The sequence below is a fragment of the Peribacillus sp. NPDC101481 genome (genome assembly GCF_044767165.1).
GTDB lineage: Bacteria > Bacillota > Bacilli > Bacillales > DSM-1321 > Peribacillus.
This window is the reverse complement of record NZ_JBIWNJ010000001.1, coordinates 239,707-261,204: the sequence shown is the minus strand read 5'-3', so window position 1 is coordinate 261,204 and position 21,498 is coordinate 239,707. Positions and strand designations below refer to the sequence as shown.

Genomic DNA, 21,498 nt, shown 5'->3' with positions numbered 1-21,498 from the left:
AGGAGGAACTAGAAAATGAGAATTATTCGCTATGTAAAAGAAAGTAAAAAACAACTTGCTGCCGTGACAAACGAAAACAATGTGGTGGACCTTCCATTTACGGATTTTATGTCGTTGATTACAACGGCACGTCATGATAACAGAACAGCGTTTGATATTGTAAAACAAATTGCCGCCGAAGGGGAACTGCAGCCACTGGAAGGTCTTCAATTAACAACTCCTATCGACGCACCTGAAGTATGGGCATCTGGCGTTACCTATAAAAAAAGCAAGGAAGCACGTAACTACGAAGCTACGCAAGGAAAGCTGGACCGCCAAACATTCTATGACAAAGTTTATGATGCAGTGCGTCCTGAGATTTTCTTTAAATCGACTGCAGCAAGAACTGTGGGCCCGAATGATCCGGTATACTTGCGTTCAGATTCAAAATGGCAAATTCCTGAGCCGGAGCTTGGTCTGGTCATCGATAAAGAGGGAACGGTACTCGGATATATCGCGGGTAATGACATGAGCTGCCGAGATATTGAAGGTGAAAATCCGCTTTATCTTCCACAGGCAAAGGTATGGAAAAATTCTTGCTCAATTGGACCGGCAATATTGTTAAAAGAGGCTGTTACGGATCCATATGAGCTTAAAATCATGTGCCGTATTTATCGAAATGAAGAAAAAGTATTTGAAGGTGAAGCGAAAGTAAACCAACTGAAACGAAAATTGGAAGAGCTTGTCGACTATTTAGTCTTAGATAATACTGTTTTTGACGGATCAGTGCTACTTACAGGTACATGCGTGGTTCCGCCAAATGAATTTACATTGAAAGGCGATGACCGAATTGAAATCGAAATACCAGGAATTGGAGTATTGAACAACCCGGTTATCCAAAGTAAAGCAGTTCAAACAATTTAAGGGGTGACAAAATGAGCGAATATAAAACACTTTACTTAAGTGCGAAAGATAGTGTAGCTGTCGCTTTATCCGAAATCCCTGAAAACACATCAGTAGTTGTGAAGAAAGGCATGGAAGAACTTGTCGTATCCATTCTTGAACCGATTCGTTTTGGACATAAGTTCGCAGTCAAAGCCATCGAACAAGGAGCGGACATAATTAAATATGGGGAAGTCATAGGTGCAGCCTCAGCTTTTATTCCCGCTGGTGCACATGTTCATGTACACAATTTAGAAGGAAAGAGGGGAAGGGGTGACAAAATTGCTGAATGAAAAAATGCAGTTTTGGGGCTACCGCCGTCCTGATGGCCGCGTCGGTGTCCGGAATCACGTACTGATTTTGCCAACGATAACATGCGCAACACAAACAGCGCAGCGAGTAACAGAGCTGGTGAGCGGAACCGTCACATTCATTCATCAGCATGGCTGTGCGCAAGTGGGCTCTGATTATGATCAAACGGCCCGAACCTATGCGGGAATGGGCATGAATCCAAATGTATATGGTGTCATAGTACTCGGACTTGGCTGTGAAACACATCAGGCGCACCGTATTGGAGATGAAATTGCCAAAAGCGGTAAACCAGTGGAAACGGTATCGATTCAGGAACATGGCGGCACTCTTCAAACCATTGCCGAAGTAGCTAAAATTGCGGTCAAAATGGTCCAGGATGCCTCGATGGTGCAGCGGGAATTATGTGATTTTAGCGAGCTGATTGTCGGCACAGAATGCGGTGGGTCGGATGCATGCTCCGGCTTATCGGCTAACCCCGCAGTCGGACGTACAAGCGATTTGGTTGTTCAGCAGGGGGGAACTGCAATATTAGCGGAAACGACTGAACTCATCGGTGCAGAGCATTTGATCGCTAACCGGGCGGCAAACGACCAGGTAGCCAAAAAAGCTTATGCGGTTATTAAAATGATGGAAGACCGCTCGATTCAAATGGGCGTAGATATCCGCACCGGAAATCCGAGTCCGGGAAACATTGAGGGAGGTCTCAGCTCACTCGAGGAAAAATCACTGGGGGCAGCGACAAAATCAGGCACTACCAGACTGGAAGAGGTCATTGATTATGCCCAGGTGCCCACAAAAAAAGGGCTCGTATGGATGGATACGCCTGGCCATGACATCGAGCAATTGACGGGAATGGTCGCAGGCGGTGCCCAAATCGTTCTCTTTACAAGTGGAAGAGGCACGCCGACTGGTTCTCCTATTTCACCCGTCATAAAAATCTCGACTAATACACCAATGTTTGACAGGATGAATGAAAATATGGATTTAAATGCTGGTACGATCGTCGATGGTTTAGAAACCGTTGATGAAGTGGGCAGGCGCATCATGGAAGAAATTCAACATGTTTCTAACGGAAAACTAACAAAAGCTGAGATATTAAAGCAGCATGACTTTGGTATATGGAGAATTGGACCGACATTCTAAAACGAAAAAGGAGCTAAAGACTATGATATCAACTACATTTGCAACGAAAACATATAAAAATTTCATTAATAATGAGTGGGTGAATGCATCTTCTGGAAATACAATCGAAAGCATTAATCCTGCGGACAAAGAACCGGTTGGTTATGTTCAAAGCTCAACGGTAGATGACTTGAACAAAGCTGTAGCTTCTGCGCATAAAGCAAAGAGGGATTGGCGCAGGATCGGGCAGTCTGCACGTGGACAAATCCTTTTCAAAACGGCCAATATATTGGAAGAAAATCTAGATGAAATTGCCGAAACGATGACGCGCGAAATGGGGAAAACGTTACCTGAAGCAAAAGGTGAAACGGCACGGGGGGTTGCAATTCTGCGTTACTATGCTGGGGAAGGGATGCGGAAAGACGGCGATGTTATTCCATCATCCGATAAAGATGCCCTAATGTTTACGAAACGCAGCCCACTTGGTGTTGTCGGGATAATCACGCCATGGAACTTCCCGGTTGCAATTCCCATCTGGAAAATGGCTCCTGCTCTTGTATATGGCAACTCAATCGTATGGAAACCGGCTACGGAGGGAGCCGTTACTGCAGCGAAAGTGATGGAATGCTTCACAAAAGCAGGCTTCCCAGAGGGCGTAGTGAACTTCATTACCGGTAAGGGGTCGATCATCGGTCAAGGACTCATAGATCATCCGCTTTTAAATGCGATCACATTTACCGGTTCTGAAAGTGTCGGTCAGAGCGTCGCAAAATCAGCTTCCGCACGCGGCATAAAATATCAGCTTGAAATGGGTGGCAAGAACCCAGTCATCGTAACGAAAGATGCAAACATCGACCAAGCTGTCGAGGCGGTCATCAGCGGTGGATTTCGTTCTTCCGGCCAGAAATGCACAGCTTCAAGTCGTGTAGTCGTTGAATCATCCGTCTATGATGAATTCAAACAAAAACTGGTAAAGGAAGCAGCGGAAATTACAGTAGGCAACGGTCTTCAAGAGGGTATTTGGATGGGTCCATGTGCAAGCGAAAGCCAGTTCAAAACGGTCACAGAGTACATTGAAAAAGGCAAGCAGGAAGGCGCAAAACTTATACATGGCGGGGAGATATTAACTGGCGGAGACTATGATAGGGGCTTTTTCATCACACCAGCGATTTTTGAAGACGTGACGTCCGAAATGGAGATTGCACAGGCAGAAATTTTTGGACCAGTTATCGCACTTATGAAAGCAACCGATCTTGTCGAAGCGATTGACTTGGCAAATAATACGAAGTATGGATTGAGTGCATCAATCTTCACATCAAATATTAGCTCAATTTTGGAGTTCATTGATGAAATTGAAGCAGGTCTTGTCCGCATTAACGCAGAAAGCGCGGGCGTAGAGTTGCAAGCCCCATTCGGAGGCATGAAGGCATCAAGCACGGGTTCGCGAGAGCAAGGTGAAGCGGCGAAAGAATTTTATACAGCCATAAAAACGGTTTTTATTAAAGGTTCTTAACAAGTGCAAGGGAGGTTTCCATTTTTGAAAATCTCTCTTTCTTCAAAAAAACATTGCGAGGTGCTTGATGAAAATCATAAAAATTTCTTTATACAAAGTTCCGCCCCGCTGGCTGTTTTTAAAAATCGATACGGATGAGGGCATTTCCGGATGGGGAGAGCCTGTCGTGGAAGGCCGTGCTGAAACTGTTAAAGCAGCAGTTAACGAACTGACTGATTATTTGATCGGGAGAAATCCGAACGATATTGAAGATATCTGGCAAACGCTTTATCGAGGTGGATTTTACCGCGGGGGCCCAATTTTAATGAGCGCCATTTCCGGCATTGAGCAGGCACTATGGGATATAAAAGGAAAATACTTCGATATTCCTGTATACCAAATGCTCGGCGGCAAAGCACGTCAAAAAATTAAAGTCTACTCATGGGTCGGAGGAGATAGACCGCTGGATGTAGTTGCTGCCGCAATAGAAAAACAGAAAGAAGGCTTCCTTGCTGTCAAAATGAACGCATCAGAAGAAATGAATTACATAGATAGCTTTTCGAAAGTAGAAGCGGTCATCGAACGCGTTGCTTCAATCAGGGAAGCGGTTGGCAAGGACTTTGGGATCGGTGTGGATTTTCACGGAAGGATTCATAAAACGATGGCAAAGGTGATTGTGAAAGAACTCGAACCATACCGTCCAATGTTCATTGAAGAACCGGTGCTCCCGGAAAACAATGAAGCACTTCGTGAGATTGCCTGGCATACTACGTGTCCGATTGCGACGGGAGAAAGAATGTATACGCGCTGGGGCTTTAAGCAGCTACTTCAAGATGGTTATGTCGATATAATTCAGCCGGATCTGTCTCATACAGGTGGTATTTTAGAAGGGAAAAAAATTGCCGCAATGGCAGAAGCGTATGATGTAGCAATTGCGCCGCACTGCCCGCTCGGTCCGATGACTCTTGCTTCATCCATTCATTTGGACGCAACGACACCGAATTTCATTATTCAGGAGCAAAGCCTTGGTATTCATTACAACGAAGGCATGGACATTCTCGATTATATGAAAAATCCAGAATTATTCGATTATGAAAATGGCTATGTGAACATTCCGGATAAACCTGGTCTTGGAGTGGAAATTGATGAAGAAAAAGTGAAGCAGGCAGCAGAGACCGGACATAATTGGAAAAACCCAATTTGGCGTAATGAAGACGGGAGTATCGCTGAATGGTAATAAAAGGAGGAAAAATAATGGACTTTCATGGCATCGTTCCACCGGTAGTCACCTTATTTGATGAAACTGGGAACTTGGATTTGGAGTTGAACAGAAGGTATATCGACCTATTAATCTCACGGAATATTGACGGTATTTTGTTGATGGGTAGTTCAGGTGAGTTCTCCTCACTTACGACTGAAGAAAGGAAATTATATGTACGCGAAATGTTAAAGCACATTAACGGACGAGTGCCAGTTATGGTCGGAGTCGGGCATACCGCATTAAAAGAGGTGCATGAACTGACTTCTTATGCAGAAGAGCATGGAGCGAACGGCGTTCTCGTAGTAAACCCATATTACTGGAAGCTGTCTGACGAGCAATTATATCGACATTTTTCCAGCGTAGCGAATCATACTAATCTGCAAGTTTTCATTTATAACATCCCGCTCTTGACCGGACAAAATTTATCAATCGAATTGATTAAAAAATTAGCCCAAGATCATTCTAACATAGCAGGTATTAAAGAGACGGTCAGTGATTTCGGGCACCTTCGTCAAGTGCTCGCGGAAGTGAAGAAAGTTCGCAGTGATTTCAAAGTCTTCTCCGCGTTTGACGAGCATTTGCTTCCGGCTCAAATGATTGGTGCAGCTGGAAGCATTAATGGAAGCGCTGTCTTTGCCCCGGAAATATCCGTACATTTATATGAATCGTATCATAAAGGGGATCTCGCTGAAGCCCAGAAAAATCATCAAGTGATTTCAAAACTGATGGATGTGTACAATTACGGTCCGACATTTTTTACAGCCATGAAAGAAGCCGTTCATCAGCGCTGGTTTGACGTTGCGGCTGGACACCGTGCCCCATGCGATGTATACCCTGCTGATTTGAGTGACAAAGTAGCTGCTCTCTTAAAAAATATTGATATGAAAGAAGGCATCCAAAAATGAAAGAATCACGCGACTTGCTCGAACAATTAGGCTACCCATCCACTGATCTTAAAGAACTTCCTACATCAACGAAAACATTTCCGGATGGAGCTCAATACCGCATTGAACTACCAAGTGTAGAAGGTCCAGCTGCCCTAAAAGAAACATTGAAAGAAATTGACCGACTTGGTTTGACTATTCACCGGATATCCCAGGGCAGCGGCATCATGCTTCAAACGGATGAAGAAATTAAAGAAATGTGTGAAATGACAGCAGAGCGCGGCATGGAGCTCAGTTTGTTTGTCGGCCCCAGGGGTTCATGGGATGTCAGTGCGGGACCGCTTACGCCAGGAGGTAAATCTCAGGGAATCCGCCATGAAGGATCGGACCAGCTTGTTTATGCAATGGAAGACTTGAAAAGAGGAGCTGCACTTGGTCTTCGCGGTGCGTTAGTTGCGGATGAAGGACTCCTACTTTTAACGAAAGAAATGAAAAAATACGGACAGCTTCCGGAAGACTTTGTTGTTAAAGTATCAGTTCAAATGGGTTCAGCCAATCCAGTATCCGTTAAATTAATGGAAGACATCGGAGCGGATACCTACAACGTGCCACCTGCATTAACGCTGTCTAAACTTGCAGCGATCCGACAATCAATAAACATTCCAATTGATTTATATGTTGAAGTTCCGGATACCTTTGGAGGCTTTCTTCGCTATTATGAAATACCGGAAATTATCCGTGTATTGGCGCCTGTATACATTAAATTTGGTCTGCGTAATCATCCTGATGTATACCCTTCAGGGAAACAATGGGAAAGTACGAACATCTCACTCGCTCAAGAACGTGTACGCCGTGCCGCAATTGGTATTCAAATGATCGAACGATACTATCCTGAAGCAAAAACATCGAAACTCGGTGCAGAAGGACTGGGAATTGCAAAAATTGAAAAGGCAGCAGCGAAATAGATGTCTGGTATTACAATAAAGGAGTTGAGCCCGAATGACCTTTAAAATATTATTAACGGATTACGAATTTGAACATTTGAAATATGAAGAAGAGATTTTTCAAGAAAGCGGTCTGGATATCAATTTCATCAAAGCGCAATGCAAAACTGAAGAACAAGTTATGGAGCAGGCAAAAGAAGCGGATGCAATTTTAAATCAATATGCTCCTATCTCACGCCGAGTCATTGAGTCGCTTGAAAACACGAAAATCATCTCCCGCTATGGTGTTGGCGTCAATACAATTGATCTCAATGCGGCTAAAGAAAAGGGGATCACTGTCGCCAATGTACCGGATTATGGCATGGAAGAAGTATCGAATCATGCATTGGCACTTTTACTTTCGTCGGCGCGGAAAGTGACACTGTTAAACAAGGAAGTGAAAAAAGGTAACTGGGACTTTAAAGTGTGTGTCCCGATTCACCGTTTTAACGAACAAACGGTTGGGGTTCTCGGCTTTGGCCGGATTCCGCGCCGTTTCATTGAAAAGGTGAAACCGCTCGGCTTTAAAACCGCTGCTTATGACCCTTTCGTATCGGCGGCAGACATGGCTGCTGTCGGGGTTCAAAAAATGGATCTCGACGAAATTATAGGCGAAGCCGATTATTTGTCGATCCATGTGCCCTTAATTGATGATACATACCACCTGATCAATGAGGAGCGCCTTAAACAAATGAAGAGTAACGCGGTCATCATTAACACGGCACGTGGACCGATAATCGATGAAAAAGCACTTTCCTATGCACTTGAAAAAGGGATAATTGCAGGTGCTGCACTTGATGTGACAGAAAATGAGCCGGTCCGAATCGATAGCCCGCTACTCACAATGGACAATGTCATCATTACGCCGCACAGCGCCTGGTATTCTGAGGAAGCGATGGTTGAACTTCGTCAAAAAGCAGCAAGAAATATCGTTCAGGTCTTAAAAGGGGAAAAAACACCATACGCATTAACCTAAGAAAGGGGAAAAATATGAAAATAGCAACTTTTTCCGTGCAAACCGAACAGCACATCGGTCTTGTTAAAGATGATCAAATTATCAGCTTAACGGCCCTCGGTCCAGAAGAATTTCCTGCTTGCATGAAAAAATTTATAGAACGAGGAAGCGAGTTGCGTTCACGTGCTGAACAGTTAATCGAGCAACGGGTAAATGACGATGCAATATTCAAACTGTCAGAAGTAAATATCCTGCCGCCAATCGCAAAGCCGGATAAAATCATTTGCGTAGGACTTAACTATTTTGATCATTGCAAGGAAACCGGGATGGAGCCTCCTGAATCACCGGTCATTTTTTCGAAATATGCTAATGCTATTGCCGGACATAATGATGCGATTGAAATCCCGATTAATTCAACCGAGGTCGACTTTGAAGCAGAGCTTGCGTTTGTCATTGGTAGAGAAGCGAAACATGTGTCAGAAGAAGAGGCGGATGACTACGTCTTTGGCTACACGATTATGAATGATATCAGCGCCCGAGATTTGCAATTTCAGGACGGTCAGTGGTCAAGGGGCAAAACGGCGGATACATTCGCTCCATTTGGTCCTGTTATCGTGACAAAAGATGAAGTGGGTGACCCCCACAATCTAGCGATTTCGCTCGAATTAAACGGTGAAATTATGCAGGATTCAAATACAAGCAACCTAATTTTTACGGTTCCGAAAATCATTTCATTTTTATCACAGTCCATGACGCTAATGCCAGGTGATTTGATTGCAACTGGCACGCCACCAGGCGTTGGAATGGGAAGGAATCCGAAAATCTGGTTGAAAAACGGTGACCGGATGAACGTCAGAATTGAGAAGATCGGTAAGCTTTCTAATCACGTAATAGCATGATAAGAGAAAGAAGATGATGACATGGATGTTGTAACCATCGGAGAAACAATGACAGTGTTTACCCCGAATGAAGAAGGACCGCTTCGCCACGCCAGATCTTTTTCGATGAAGTTTGGCGGTGCGGAATCCAATGTCGCGATCGGGTTAAGCCGACTCGGTCATAGCTCACGCTGGATTAGCCGTCTCGGTGAGGATGAATTTGGCGATGCCATGCAATCGTTCATTCGCGGAGAAGGCGTTGATGTCTCTTATGTAACAAGAGACCCTGATGCGCCTACCGGAGTCTTTTTTAAAGAATTCAGACGGCTGAATGATACTCGAGTTTATTATTACCGGAAAGATTCGGCCGCTAGTAAAATGACGGCGGAATTACTAACTGATCTTGCCATCCAAGACGCCGCTTATCTCCATATTACGGGGATTACCCCTGCACTAGGGAATTCTTGTCAGTCGCTCTTGGATAAAGCGATCCGCATTGCTAAGGAAAACGGAACAAAAATCGTCTTCGATCCGAATATTCGCTTGAAAATATGGGGTGATGAAAATGAAGCACGTCACATCATAACAAAGTACGCCTCGAAAAGTGATATCGTCATGCCTGGGGTGGCCGAAGCCGAATTTTTATTCGGCTCCCATACTCCGGAGAAATTTGCCGATCATTTTCATGAACTCGGTGTCGAAACAGTTTTACTTAAATTGGGCAAAGAAGGCTCTTTAATTTCAGCCCCGTCTGTACCGAAAACATACGTTCCTGGATTCTATGTGGAACGGGTCGTGGATCCCATCGGTGCTGGTGATGCTTTTGCATCCGGTGTACTTTCCGGTCTGCTTGATGGACTGCCGCTAGATGAAGCTGCAAGGCGTGGAAATGCCATGGGAGCAATGGCAACGATGGTAAATGGCGATGTTGAGGGTTTGCCGGCCCGTGCCGACCTCGCTTTGTTCATGAGTGGCGGCGCTGATGATGTGAAGAGGTAGAAAGGTGGAAAAAATGACTAAACTTGAAGAGCTTAAACATGGGAAGCTGGTCGCCGTCATTCGCGGAGCACGCCCCAATCAAATTATACCAATCGCCCGGGCCCTGAAAGAGGGCGGCATCCGAACGCTAGAAATAACAGTGGAAACTCCCAAAGTGTGCCATTTGATTGAAAGAGTGAAAGAGGAGTTCGGTGATGATATCATAGCGGGTGCCGGTACAGTATTGGATCCTGAAACGGCCCGTGCGGTAATAATGGCAGGGGCGGAATTTATCTTTTCTCCAACCGTCAATGTCAAAACGATTAAAATGGCGAAGCGCTATGGCGTTATTAGCATCCCAGGTGCGCTCACACCAACCGAAATATTGACTGCTTACGAGAATGGAGCTGACATCATCAAAGTTTTCCCGGCAGATGCATTGGGTGTTAGTTACTTTAAAAATCTTAAAGGGCCGCTTCCTCACATCCCTCTAATGCCAACTGGCGGTGTCAACCTTGACAACCTCGCTTCGTTTTTTAAGGCAGGGGCCATCGCTGCGGGAGTTGGCGGTTCATTGATCAATCCTGCGAAATTGATTACAGGTGAAGATTACACAAGGCTGACAGAAACGGCAAAAAAATTCTCGGCTATCGTACAAAAAAGCTAATGCAGTCCGACGCTTATATTCATATCAATTCAATAATCGCTGGAAATGAAAGTATGACTGTATGTTTTTTCCTCCATTCCTACCAATTTGATGTATCCGTTAAATTTCCATCAAGGGTGGCATTGCTGATGGACAGTAGATAAATTAAAGACAAACCAGAAAGGGGAAAAGTGCTATGTTACTAGAAAAGTACAGTAATCTGCAGGGTATTCTCCAAAAAATGGAGTCGGTTGTGGTCGCTTTTTCAGGAGGGGTGGATAGCACGTTTTTGCTAAAAGTCGCTATTGATACTCTGGGTTATGATAATGTGTTAGCCATTACAGCAGATTCGGAAACCTATCCGTCGAGTGAATTGAATGAAGCCATTATGCTAACAAAATGGATTGGTGCCAACCATCGTGTCATTCAAACTTCGGAGTTGGCCATTCCTGGATATAAAGAAAACAATCAGAATCGCTGTTACTTTTGTAAAAGTAGTTTATTTGACCATCTGCTTCCTATTCTTGAAGAATATGAATTTAATAATATTATTTATGGAGTTATCGCTGATGATGCTAACGAATTTCGTCCAGGCATGAAAGCAGCTAAAGAAAAAGGAATCAAGGGACCTCTTCTAGAAGCCGATTTATACAAAGAAGAAATAAGAGTATTGTCCAAGCAAGCCGGATTGCCAACCTGGGATAAACCGTCATTTGCTTGCCTATCCTCACGAATAGCATATGGCGATATCATTACGAAGGAAAAATTGACCAAAGTTGATAAATCAGAGGCTTACATAAAATCACTGGATATTCATCAGGTAAGAGTCAGGACCCATGAGGATACTGCCCGAATTGAAGTTGAACCCGATGATATGCCGCGAGTGCTTCAATACCATGCGGCGATCACGAAACGGCTGAAGCAATTTGGTTATAAGTATGTATCAATGGATCTCACGGGCTATACAAGCGGAAGTATGAATATGGCGCTTAAAAAGGAAGAAATGTTATGATTGACGATATTTTGGAGCAGGTTCAAAAGGGTTCATTGACAGTTGCGGAAGCGAAGGGAAAACTTGCATCCTATGAAAATTTAGGGTTTGTAAAAATCGATCATCATCGTAAAAGGAGACAAGGCTTTCCCGAAATTGTGTTTGGGGAAGGGAAAACAGCTGAACAAATTTTAACGATTGTCCAATCGCTGCGGACAAGGAATGATTCTGTGCTTGTGACTCGTATTTCTCGGGAAAAAGCGGTATTTGTACAAAAAGAATGTAGTGATTTTGAGTATAACGAGATTGCACGGACACTTGCTTGGGTTAAAGAAAAGCCGAAATCCGTTGATTCATATATTGCAATTGTGTGCGCCGGGACATCAGATTTGTCCGTTGCTGAAGAAGCTGCCGTGACGGCCGAAACTCTAGGTATTCCAGTCAGGCGTATATACGATGTAGGTGTTGCTGGACTGCACCGCCTTCTTGATAATATTGACGAGATACGAGGGGCTACGGTATCAGTTTGTGTTGCGGGGATGGAAGGGGCACTTCCAAGTGTGTTAGGGGGCCTTGTCACGAATCCAATTATTGCTGTGCCGACAAGTATTGGTTACGGTGCTAATTTTAACGGTTTATCGGCACTTTTATCGATGCTTAATTCATGCGCATCGGGTGTAAGTGTGGTGAACATAGATAATGGATTTGGTGCAGCCTACAATGCAGCCATTATATACAAACTCGTACATAAAAAGGAGGTCAATAGTGATGAGGACTTTATATTTTGACTGCTTTTCCGGCATAAGCGGAGATATGGTTATTGGTGCGTTGATTGATGCAGGTGCAGACCCTGTACAAATGGAAGAAGAGTTAAAAAAGCTGAACATAGATGAAGAATATAATCTGTCATGGGTGAAGGTCGTCAAAAATGGCATTACAAGTACTAAATTTGATGTCTTTCTTACCAGTAAATCAGAGCAAACACATGAACACAGCCACAGCCATGGACAAGAACACCGTCATGGACATGAACAAAGTCATGGACACAGTCACAGTCATGGACAAGAACACAGTCATGGACATGAGCACAACCATGGACAAGAACACAACCATAGCCATGAACATGAACAAAGTCATGGACATGAACACAACCATAGCCATGTACCTCACAACCATCACGGCAGCCGTACCTACAAACAAATTGTAGAAGCTATCAATGAGGCGAACTTTAATGAATCGGTAACAAACATGTCACTCGCCATTTTTAAGAAGATTGGTGAGGCGGAAGGGCACATACACGGGCTTCCTCTTGATAAAGTTCACTTTCACGAGGTGGGAGCGGTAGACTCAATAATAGATATAATCGGGGCTGCAATTTTAATCGATCAGCTAGGTATTGAATCTGTTCAGTCATCAGCCATTCCAACGGGATTTGGACATATACATATTGATCACGGAATATATCCTGTTCCTGCACCTGCCACTCTTGAAATATTAAAGGGGGTACCGATTGCCTCAAACGATATTCGTTCTGAATTAGCAACGCCGACCGGTGCTGCCATCGCTGCTGTTTTAGCTGAAAATTTCGGCTCGCTTCCACCCATGACTGTCGAATCGATTGGCTATGGTGCGGGAAAAAAAACATTCGAAAATCATCCGAACGTCCTACGCATTATTATAGGGGAGATCCAATGAAGCGCCCACCTGATCATGAGCATCTTGATGAACAAATGGTGAAAATGGAAGTGAATCTAGATGATATTTCCGGTGAATGGCTTGGGCATGTAATGGATTTGTTGTTTGAATCAGGAGCAAATGATGTATTTTATACACCAATCTTTATGAAAAAAAATCGACCGGGGGTGTTATTGCAACTTCTCTGTTCACAGCAGGTGATTTCGAAAATGAAGAAGATATTATTTGCTGAAACGACGACTCTCGGTATTCGCTACTACCCTCTTACCGTGCACCGGCTTGAGCGCTCTTTTTTCAATGTGAATACTCAATGGGGGGAAGTGACGATGAAGAGAGGGATTCATGAGGGGTTGACCTTGCAGCAGGCACCTGAATATGAAGATTGCCGTAAAATTGCCGTACAGAACAATATACCTCTTAAAAGGGTGTATGAAGAAGTATGGAAGTGTCTCGGGGAGGTGGTAGAGAAATGAGTTTGGTGTCGATTCTTACATTTGGATTCATATTAGGGATAAAGCATTCGTTAGAGCCGGATCATGTTATTGCGGTAGCAACCACGGCAGGAAATACGAAAAAATTATCGCGTTCCACTCTAACGGGGGTGTATTGGGGTATAGGACATACATGTACGCTGTTTCTTATAGGTATGATGTTCATTTGGATGAAAGGGGAGATTCCAGAGTCGTTAAGCATGACGCTGGAATTCGGTGTTGGCATTATGCTTGTTATGCTAGGGGCGAAAAGTTTATTTAAAGCTAGCCCTAATATCACGAACGACAAAGATAGATTTCGCCCTTTTTTGGTGTCTGCTTTAATTGGGTTCGTCCATGGTCTCGCGGGCAGTGCCGCAATGGTCATTCTAACGATGTCGACAGTAACCGGAATAGGCCAAGGGTCCATCTATATAATAATATTTGGCGCGGGAACCATTATTGGCATGCTGTGCTTTACAACTTTACTAGGCATACCGTTTGCTTTGAATCGAAAGGACATCGTTTTAAACCGAATCTTCATCAAGCTGGCGGGAGCTTTAAGTTTTTCATTCGGACTTTATTATATATACAAATTGGGTGTAACAGAAGGTTTGTTTGCGCTCTGGGCTAATTGATTTATTTTATAAGCATGACTGAAATCTCAGGCTGTCTGTAACCCATGGACAGTCTCTTTTATTTTTATTAATTCATCAAAACCAATATTAAGTAGACAATATGTCTTCTAGGAGGTTTCTCAGAAAGAAAACTGACAAAAAGGCTTGTTTTAATGGGCACACTTCAATGGACATGTCCAAGCAAATTTCCGGGTATATTGTAACGGATATGAACCTCCAATTATTATTCTGCAATTATTTGTAGTTGGAAGAAGGGATGGACAATAAAAATAAGACCCCATGACACTGCTAAGCCATTTTTTTAAGAATGGCAGTGTCGTAGGATCTGTTAGTATTTTTATATAGAAAGTCACGAAATCTAGGTTTTGCTGTAGCCGTTAGGCAGAAATGCGTTTATTTTTCCGTTGAAGAATCCATATTTCTATTGCACCGGAGCCAAGCAATACTCCTGAAACAATGAATATAAGTCCAATGAAATGTGCAGGAACTATGGCTTCATTAAGGAAAAATGCTGCCCCTAACAAAGAGAATAAGGTGTTTAAGTTAAGAAATATCGATGATTCGGCTGCGCCTACCTTACCAATGGCATAATTATAGCTCATGTGCCCAAGGGCAGTGGCAAAAATAGCGGAGAACAAGAAAGCTCCCCAGATGGATGGCGGTGCCGTTGCCAGTGAAGATAAGCCCTCTGGTTCCTTCCATAAGCTGATGGCAAAAAGAATAAAAGACCCGATAAGCATCATGTAGCCGGTTAATAATCGTGGATCCATTGTTTTTGAGGCTCTATTAATGAGTATGAAACTCAGTGCCTGTGAAAGAATGGAAAGGAGAATATCCACATCTCCCAGATTAATGGAATGAAGTCCTCCACTTCCTGCCATAACGGTAAAACTCACGCCCAGAGCACCGCATATAAAGCCAAGAAGCCGGATTAAAGTGGGCTTTTTACGAAAGAATATCATGGTCAAGATGACAGTCAATATTGGCCCCATGCCCAGAATCAGTCCAGCATTCGAGGCTGAAGTCTTCGTCAATCCCTCAGCTAAAAAATAATGATGAAAAACGACACTCAAAAGTGCTCCTCCAAAAACGTAAAGAAGTTCACTTTTTTTAGGAAGACGTATTAATCCAAAGAAGAAAAGAATAATAATGACGATAAGAGAAGCAGTAAAAATTCTCAATGAAGTGATCGTTACTGGCTGCGTATGCGCAACTAAAATTTTAATAACTGAGACATTTAACCCCCACGTGATCATTATTCCGGTAAGTAAGATGTATATTTTCAAAAAACTCATTCCAAACAACCTTTCAAACTTATTTAATAATTGATATATTATACAACTTTCACTAAATTAATAGCAAAGAGTAAAATTTGATTAAAAGCCCAAGGATAAAAAATCAGAAGCTCTTAATCATTAAAAAAAGAGGGAAGAAATAACCCCTTTCACTTTACCTTAATATGGTTTTTTATCATAAATTTAGCTGAAATATTATCAAATAAAAATAAAATTACAAATTATCTAACTTTTCTATTGTTTTTGGTAGGGTTTTCATTTACAATTTCCTTATGATTTACCAAACCGGTTTAGTAATTAACTAAATCGATTTAGCAATATAGCTTAATGAAAGTGATATGATCAAATGTTTTTCTTTTTATTTGTGATTGTTCGAAAGAAGGGGGTACTGTATTGTCATCAAAATATGGTGTTTTAACGCTGGGCGACGCCATGATTACGCTAAATCCGGAAGAAACAGGACCTTTAAGATTCGTAACCCGTTTTGAGCGAAAAGTAGGAGGCGCAGAACTGAATTTTGCAATTGGCTGTGCAAGGCTAGGCATGCGGGCAAAATGGATAAGTCGTTTAGGCAAGGACGAGTTCGGCAGAGTTATCTATAATTTCGCTCGTGGGGAAGGCGTGGACATGAGTGATGTTGCCTTTGTAAATGGTTATCCAACATCCCTTAACTTTAAAGAAATCCGGGAAGATGGTTCCGGAAAGACATTTTATTACCGCTATCAATCTCCGATTTTAACTTTAAAACCGGAAGATATAACAGAAAAGATGTTTGAAGAGATTGATATAGTCCATCTTACTGGAGTATTTCTGGCTATAGATCCCCAAAATGTGGATATTGCCAAGAGGGTAATGGACATTGCAAAACAAAAAAATATACCTGTTTCCTTTGATCCGAATATCCGCTTAAAGCTATGGTCAATCGAGGAAGCAAGATCAGTTTATTATGATATTTTTCCATATGTTGATATTTTGCTTACAGGTTTGGATGAAATAAGATTGATCATCGGAACTGACTCAAAAGAATCTTTGGCAAAATTCGCGAAGGTGAATGACATTGATCAACTTGTCATCAAGGACGGGAAACATGGTTCAAAACTATATACCAAAAATGAATGGCATGAAAAAGAAGCCTTCCCTGTTATACCCCTGGACACTGTTGGAGCGGGAGATGGTTATGATGCCGGCTATATTTACGGATATCTTCATGGCTTATCCATTGATGAAAGATTAACATTCGCAAATGGTGTAGGAGCTCTTGTCACAACTGTGGCTGGGGACAATGAAGGATTACCGTATTTGGATGAAGTAATGCCTTTCATACAGAATGAGGCCGTTATAGAAAGATAGATGACTGAAAGAAACGAGGGAATGAAATGGCAACAGTAACGATTCAAGCGGAGGAAGCAAAACGATTAGTAATACAACAGCTGACCAAAGTGGGTTTAAATGAAGAAAATGCCGGGAAAATCGCGGAAGTATTGGTTCATGCCGATCTTAGAAATGTCAATTCCCATGGTGTTTTACGAACAGAGCATTATGTGAACCGTTTACAGGCAGGAGGAATAAATCCCGATGCACAGATTTCCTTTCAAAAGACAGGACCCGTTACCGGTGTAGTTGATGGAGATGATGGATTTGGTCATGTGATCAGCGACGTGGCCATGGACCATGCGATCGAAATGGCCAGAGATAATGGCGTGGGCATGGTGACTGTTTTTAATAGCAGCCATTGCGGAGCACTAAGCTATTTCGTTCAAAAAGCAGCTGAAGCAAAGTTGATTGGAATCGCAATGTCACATACCGATAAAATTGTGGTCCCATTCGGAGGGAAAACTTCTTTTCTTGGTACCAACCCAATCGCATACGGAGTTCCTGCCAAAACGAAGAAACCCTTTATTCTTGATATGGCAACTTCCAATGTTGCACTGGGGAAAATCCTCCAGGCACGGGAAGAGGGAAAGGAAATCCCTGAAGGATGGGGAGTGGATGAAAATGGAGCTACGGTCACAGACCCGAATAAAGTCGTTTCCCTTTCCACTTTCGGAGGCCCGAAAGGTTATGGCCTATCCGTAATTGTAGATGTGTTTTCTGGATTATTGGCCGGTGCGGCATTTGGCCCGCACATTGGGAAAATGTATGACGATCTTGATAAGAAACGGAAGCTGGGACATTATTTTTGTGTAATTAATCCTTCGTTCTTTACGGATACTGATATATTTCTAGAGCAAATGGATCAAATGATCGAAGAGCTGCAACAGGTTGAACCTGCTCCAGGGTTCGATCGCGTATATGTACCGGGTGAGATCGAACAAATCAATGAAGAAAAAAACCTGAAACAAGGTATTACGATAGCATCAAGTGTTTATGAATTTCTTACAAAGTAGGTGGGGAAATGAAAGCGGTTCAAGTACGTAAAGCTCATGAACTTAACATTCAAGAAGTTGAAAAACCACGGATTTCGAACTCGACGGATGTCCTTGTAAAAGTAAAAAGAGTCGGGATTTGCGGATCGGATATGCATATTTACCATGGCACCAATCCTCTTGCAACTTTGCCGCGGGTCGTTGGACATGAAGTAGCGGGAGAAGTTGTGGAGATAGGTCAAGGCGTCGCGGGCATAAAAGTTGGGGACCACGTTGTTATTGAGCCCATCAGTTATTGCGGTGAGTGTTACGCTTGCCGCAAAGGACGCCAAAATGTTTGTGAAAAACTTTCCGTTTTTGGCGTGCATGAAGATGGTGGGTTGAGGGAATGGTTCGTCCTTCCCGAGAAACAATTACATGTTGTGGATTCCGCTTTAGCTTGGGATGAAATAGTATTGGCGGAGCCATACACAATTGGAGCACAGGCCGTTTGGAGAGGCGAAGTCGAGGAAGGGGAAACCGTGCTAATCCAGGGAGCTGGACCTATTGGGATATGCATTTTAAAGATGGCAAAGCTTCAAGGAGCATCTGTGATGATCACGGATTTAAGTGATGAGCGTTTGGAATTCGCTAAAGAAAGCGGCGCTGATATCACTGTACATGCGGGAAAGGAAGATGTTCAAAAACGAGTGGAAGAATGGACGAATGGGGAAGGGGCCAACGTCGTCATTGATGCAGTATGCTTGCCGATGACCTTTGAATTGTCCTTTGATGTAGTGTCAACGGCCGGGCGGATTGTCGTACTCGGTTTTGATGAACGTCCTTCAGCTATTTCCCAGCTTCCAATCACTAAAAAGGAAGTATCTGTGAAAGGATCTAGATTGCAAACCGACCAGTTTCCAAAAGTGGTTAAGCTTTTGAATGAAGGCAAACTCAGACATGAAGGTTTAGTCACCCATACATTTTCGCTCGATGATATCCAGGAAGCATTTAATTTTGTTGAAAATCATCCCGAACAAGTTCGAAAAGCGATCATCGTTTTTAATTAAGGGGGTAGGAGTCATGGATAAACACTCAATCATACATCAAATAACGGAAACGAAAGTTGTAGCTGTTATCCGGGGACAGGATGCAAAAGAAGCGGTACAGCTGTCTAACGCAGCTGTAGAAGGAGGTGTTCGGGCAATCGAATTGACTTATACAACACCGGGAATTGAAGAAGCTTTCAAAGAACTGCAAAATACGGAAGCACTCTTAGGGGCAGGCTCGGTACTTGATTCTGAAACGGCACGACATGCGATTTTAGCTGGCGCCAATTTTATCGTCAGTCCCTATTTTGTCAATGGAGTAGCCGAACTATGTAATCGATACGGCATTCCCTATATGCCTGGTTGCATGACAATTAGAGAAATGGCTACATCATTGGAAGCAGGTTGTGATGTTTTAAAGTTATTTCCGGCAAACCATTTCGAACCTTCTTTCATCAAGTCGGTTAATGGACCACTGCCCAATGTAAGGATCATGCCAACAGGCGGAATAAATTTAGATAACATGAAGGACTGGCTTAATGCAGGCGCGGTAGCAATCGGTATCGGCAGTGACTTGAACAAAGCCTATCAGAATGGCGGCTATGAGGCCGCAGTGGAGTTAAGCAGAAAATACATGCAGAAAATTGCGGAATGACGGAGGTGCATGATGAACATTACATTTAGATGGTACGGGAAAGACAATGATACCGTTTCATTGGAGCACATTAAACAGATTCCTGGAGTGAAAGGGATCGTCTGGGCACTTCACCAAAAACCTGTTGGTGAGGTATGGGAAAAGGAAGAAATTAAAAAAGAAATCGAGTATATCCAATCATTTGGTTTTCACACGGATGTCGTAGAAAGTGTAAATGTCCATGAATCGATTAAATTGGGTAACGAAGATCGCATGATATATATAGAGAAATACAAAGAGACGATCCGGAATCTTTCGGAAGCTGGAGTGAAAGTCATTTGTTATAACTTCATGCCGATTTTTGATTGGACTCGGACTGAAATGTTCCATCCTTTGGAAGATGGCTCAACTGCCCTGTTTTATGAAAAGGCGAAAGTGGATACGTTAGATCCACAAGATTTAATTCGTACGGTAACGGAAGCCTCAGATTTAACTTTACCAGGTTGGGAACCAGAAAAGATGGATCAAATCTCTGAATTATTCGAAGCTTACAAAACTGTGGACGAAGAGCAGCTGTGGGCGAATCTTGAAATATTCCTAAAAGAAATATTACCTGTTGCCGAGGCTTGCGGTATAAAAATGGCAATACACCCGGATGATCCGCCATGGTCCATTTTTGGCTTGCCAAGAATCATCACCGGAGAGTCGAGCTATGAAAAACTGATCTCGATTTCGGATTCACCGTCGAATGCGTTCACCATGTGTACAGGCTCGATGGGGGCAAACCCTGAAAATGATATGGTCCAAGTGGCTAAAAAGTATGCAAACCGTTCGCCTTTCTCCCATATAAGAAATGTGAAGATTTATGAAAATGGCGACTTTGTGGAAACATCCCATCATACCCAGGATGGATCCATCAATATACAGGGCGTCGTGGAAGAATTGAATAAGCAAAATTATACTGGTTATGTCAGACCGGATCATGGCCGCCATATATGGGGTGAAGATTGCCGCCCTGGATACGGTTTATATGACCGAGCATTGGGAATCATGTATTTGCTCGGATTATGGGATGCATATGAAGCTGGTAAATCAGGTGGGGAATCATGATCCCCATACATGAAAACTTAACGAACAGGGTGGCAGTCATCACTGGGGGCAGCGGTGTTTTATGTTCCAAAATGGCTGTGGAATTGGCCCGTCATGGTGTCAAGATAGCTATATTGAACAGAACGGCAGAAAAAGGTCAAGAAGTGGTCGAACTCATTGAACAAGCAGGGGGAACTGCGATATCAATCGCGGCAGATGTTTTGAATAGAACCTCATTGGAGGATGCAAGAGGGAAAATAATTGATACGTTCGGAAGAGTGGATCTATTAATAAATGGAGCGGGTGGCAATCATCCTGATGCCATTACTTCTCCAGAGAAATATGGGGAAGAAGCAGAAGGAAAATCATTTTTTGATCTGGATGAGGATGGTTTCTCCCAAGTTTTTGCCAGTAATTTTACCGGTACATTTTTGGCAAGTCAGGTTTTTGGAAAAGAATTATTGCAAGTGGAAGCACCAGTTATCGTAAATATATCTTCCATGAGCGCCTACGCTCCAATGACTAAAGTACCAGCATATAGTGCCGCCAAAGCTTCGATAAATAATTTTACCATGTGGATGGCTGTTCATTTTGCCGAAGAAGGTTTACGGGTGAATGCCATTGCTCCAGGTTTCTTTTTGACGAAGCAAAATCGGGATCTTTTGCTTAATGAAGATGGCAGTCTGACGGCAAGGTCTGATAAAATCATTACTTCAACACCCATGAAGCGTTTCGGGCAGCCTGAAGATTTACTTGGTACATTGCTTTGGCTCGTTGATGAATCCTATTCGGGCTTTGTCACAGGAATTACGGTACCGGTCGATGGGGGCTTCATGGCATATTCGGGCGTCTGAAGCCAG

At 43.2% G+C, this 21,498-nt stretch carries 23 protein-coding genes; 22 read left to right on the top strand and 1 reads right to left on the bottom strand.

Annotation, left to right across the window (positions count from 1 at the left end):
• Window positions 1-15 precede the first annotated feature (15 nt).
• The 16 genes from ACIROD_RS01180 to ACIROD_RS01105 all read left to right on the top strand — a co-directional run bounded on the left by ACIROD_RS01180 (window position 16) and on the right by ACIROD_RS01105 (window position 14,226).
• A complete protein-coding gene (locus ACIROD_RS01180) occupies window positions 16-903 on the top strand; it encodes a fumarylacetoacetate hydrolase family protein (RefSeq protein WP_101225469.1) in 888 nt (295 codons plus the stop codon).
• 11 nt (window positions 904-914) lie between these two features.
• A complete protein-coding gene (locus ACIROD_RS01175) occupies window positions 915-1,214 on the top strand; it encodes a UxaA family hydrolase (RefSeq protein WP_230175863.1) in 300 nt (99 codons plus the stop codon).
• A gap of 4 nt (window positions 1,215-1,218) precedes the next feature.
• The gene (locus ACIROD_RS01170) at window positions 1,219-2,376 is read left to right on the top strand and encodes a UxaA family hydrolase (protein WP_402940054.1); all 1,158 of its coding nucleotides are present in this window, start codon (window positions 1,219-1,221) and stop codon (window positions 2,374-2,376) included.
• A 22-nt stretch (window positions 2,377-2,398) separates the two neighbouring features.
• Window positions 2,399-3,868 (top strand): alpha-ketoglutaric semialdehyde dehydrogenase GucD, encoded by a 1,470-nt coding sequence (gene gucD / locus ACIROD_RS01165; protein ID WP_101225467.1) that lies wholly within the window; start codon window positions 2,399-2,401, stop codon window positions 3,866-3,868.
• A gap of 67 nt (window positions 3,869-3,935) precedes the next feature.
• Window positions 3,936-5,084 (top strand): galactonate dehydratase, encoded by a 1,149-nt coding sequence (gene dgoD, locus ACIROD_RS01160; protein WP_402937250.1) that lies wholly within the window; start codon window positions 3,936-3,938, stop codon window positions 5,082-5,084.
• A gap of 17 nt (window positions 5,085-5,101) precedes the next feature.
• Window positions 5,102-6,013 carry a dihydrodipicolinate synthase family protein gene (locus ACIROD_RS01155; RefSeq protein ID WP_101225465.1) on the top strand — a complete coding sequence of 304 codons (912 nt, stop codon included), beginning with the start codon at window positions 5,102-5,104 and terminating at the stop codon, window positions 6,011-6,013.
• On the top strand, window positions 6,010-6,957 hold the full coding sequence (locus ACIROD_RS01150) for a U32 family peptidase (protein WP_230175867.1): 948 nt from the start codon (window positions 6,010-6,012) through the stop codon (window positions 6,955-6,957). The genes ACIROD_RS01155 and ACIROD_RS01150 overlap by 4 nt, the downstream gene beginning before the upstream one ends.
• Before the next feature lie 34 nt (window positions 6,958-6,991).
• The gene (locus ACIROD_RS01145; RefSeq protein WP_402937247.1) at window positions 6,992-7,951 is read left to right on the top strand and encodes a C-terminal binding protein; all 960 of its coding nucleotides are present in this window, start codon (window positions 6,992-6,994) and stop codon (window positions 7,949-7,951) included.
• A gap of 14 nt (window positions 7,952-7,965) precedes the next feature.
• On the top strand, window positions 7,966-8,829 hold the full coding sequence (locus tag ACIROD_RS01140) for a fumarylacetoacetate hydrolase family protein (protein WP_402937245.1): 864 nt from the start codon (window positions 7,966-7,968) through the stop codon (window positions 8,827-8,829).
• 21 nt (window positions 8,830-8,850) lie between these two features.
• Complete coding sequence (locus ACIROD_RS01135; protein WP_101225461.1) at window positions 8,851-9,807, top strand: sugar kinase; 957 nt, start codon at window positions 8,851-8,853, stop codon at window positions 9,805-9,807.
• A gap of 13 nt (window positions 9,808-9,820) precedes the next feature.
• On the top strand, window positions 9,821-10,453 hold the full coding sequence (locus ACIROD_RS01130) for a bifunctional 4-hydroxy-2-oxoglutarate aldolase/2-dehydro-3-deoxy-phosphogluconate aldolase (protein ID WP_101225487.1): 633 nt from the start codon (window positions 9,821-9,823) through the stop codon (window positions 10,451-10,453).
• A 175-nt stretch (window positions 10,454-10,628) separates the two neighbouring features.
• The gene (gene larE / locus ACIROD_RS01125) at window positions 10,629-11,444 is read left to right on the top strand and encodes an ATP-dependent sacrificial sulfur transferase LarE (RefSeq protein WP_402937243.1); all 816 of its coding nucleotides are present in this window, start codon (window positions 10,629-10,631) and stop codon (window positions 11,442-11,444) included.
• Window positions 11,441-12,211: a nickel pincer cofactor biosynthesis protein LarB gene (gene larB, locus ACIROD_RS01120; protein ID WP_101225459.1), complete on the top strand. Its 771-nt coding sequence runs from the start codon at window positions 11,441-11,443 to the stop codon at window positions 12,209-12,211. The genes larE and larB overlap by 4 nt, the downstream gene beginning before the upstream one ends.
• Entirely contained in the window at window positions 12,192-13,118 is a 927-nt protein-coding gene (larC, locus tag ACIROD_RS01115) for a nickel pincer cofactor biosynthesis protein LarC (protein ID WP_402937241.1), read from the top strand. Before larB ends, larC begins: the two co-directional genes overlap by 20 nt.
• A complete protein-coding gene (larC2, locus tag ACIROD_RS01110; RefSeq protein WP_137017611.1) occupies window positions 13,115-13,591 on the top strand; it encodes a nickel pincer cofactor biosynthesis protein LarC2 in 477 nt (158 codons plus the stop codon). Before larC ends, larC2 begins: the two co-directional genes overlap by 4 nt.
• Window positions 13,588-14,226, top strand: coding sequence for an urease accessory protein UreH (locus ACIROD_RS01105; protein WP_402937238.1), 639 nt, complete (start codon window positions 13,588-13,590; stop codon window positions 14,224-14,226). The genes larC2 and ACIROD_RS01105 overlap by 4 nt, the downstream gene beginning before the upstream one ends.
• A gap of 377 nt (window positions 14,227-14,603) precedes the next feature.
• On the opposite strand, the gene ACIROD_RS01100 is transcribed toward ACIROD_RS01105, so the two are convergent.
• On the bottom strand, window positions 14,604-15,521 hold the full coding sequence (locus ACIROD_RS01100) for a DMT family transporter (RefSeq protein ID WP_402937236.1): 918 nt from the start codon (window positions 15,519-15,521) through the stop codon (window positions 14,604-14,606).
• A gap of 393 nt (window positions 15,522-15,914) precedes the next feature.
• Between ACIROD_RS01100 and ACIROD_RS01095 the strand changes: the two genes are divergently transcribed.
• From ACIROD_RS01095 to ACIROD_RS01070, 6 genes are read left to right on the top strand one after another with little or no spacing between them, the layout of a single operon-like run.
• Window positions 15,915-16,871 (top strand): sugar kinase, encoded by a 957-nt coding sequence (locus ACIROD_RS01095; protein WP_101225454.1) that lies wholly within the window; start codon window positions 15,915-15,917, stop codon window positions 16,869-16,871.
• A gap of 26 nt (window positions 16,872-16,897) precedes the next feature.
• The gene (gene allD / locus ACIROD_RS01090; RefSeq protein ID WP_101225453.1) at window positions 16,898-17,908 is read left to right on the top strand and encodes an ureidoglycolate dehydrogenase; all 1,011 of its coding nucleotides are present in this window, start codon (window positions 16,898-16,900) and stop codon (window positions 17,906-17,908) included.
• Between the two features lie 8 nt (window positions 17,909-17,916).
• On the top strand, window positions 17,917-18,936 hold the full coding sequence (locus ACIROD_RS01085; protein ID WP_402937233.1) for a zinc-binding alcohol dehydrogenase family protein: 1,020 nt from the start codon (window positions 17,917-17,919) through the stop codon (window positions 18,934-18,936).
• A 13-nt stretch (window positions 18,937-18,949) separates the two neighbouring features.
• Window positions 18,950-19,570: a bifunctional 2-keto-4-hydroxyglutarate aldolase/2-keto-3-deoxy-6-phosphogluconate aldolase gene (locus ACIROD_RS01080; protein ID WP_101225451.1), complete on the top strand. Its 621-nt coding sequence runs from the start codon at window positions 18,950-18,952 to the stop codon at window positions 19,568-19,570.
• Between the two features lie 12 nt (window positions 19,571-19,582).
• Window positions 19,583-20,659, top strand: coding sequence for a mannonate dehydratase (uxuA, locus tag ACIROD_RS01075; protein WP_101225450.1), 1,077 nt, complete (start codon window positions 19,583-19,585; stop codon window positions 20,657-20,659).
• A complete protein-coding gene (locus tag ACIROD_RS01070; RefSeq protein ID WP_402937231.1) occupies window positions 20,656-21,492 on the top strand; it encodes an SDR family oxidoreductase in 837 nt (278 codons plus the stop codon). Before uxuA ends, ACIROD_RS01070 begins: the two co-directional genes overlap by 4 nt.
• The last annotated feature ends 6 nt before the right edge of the window (window positions 21,493-21,498 follow it).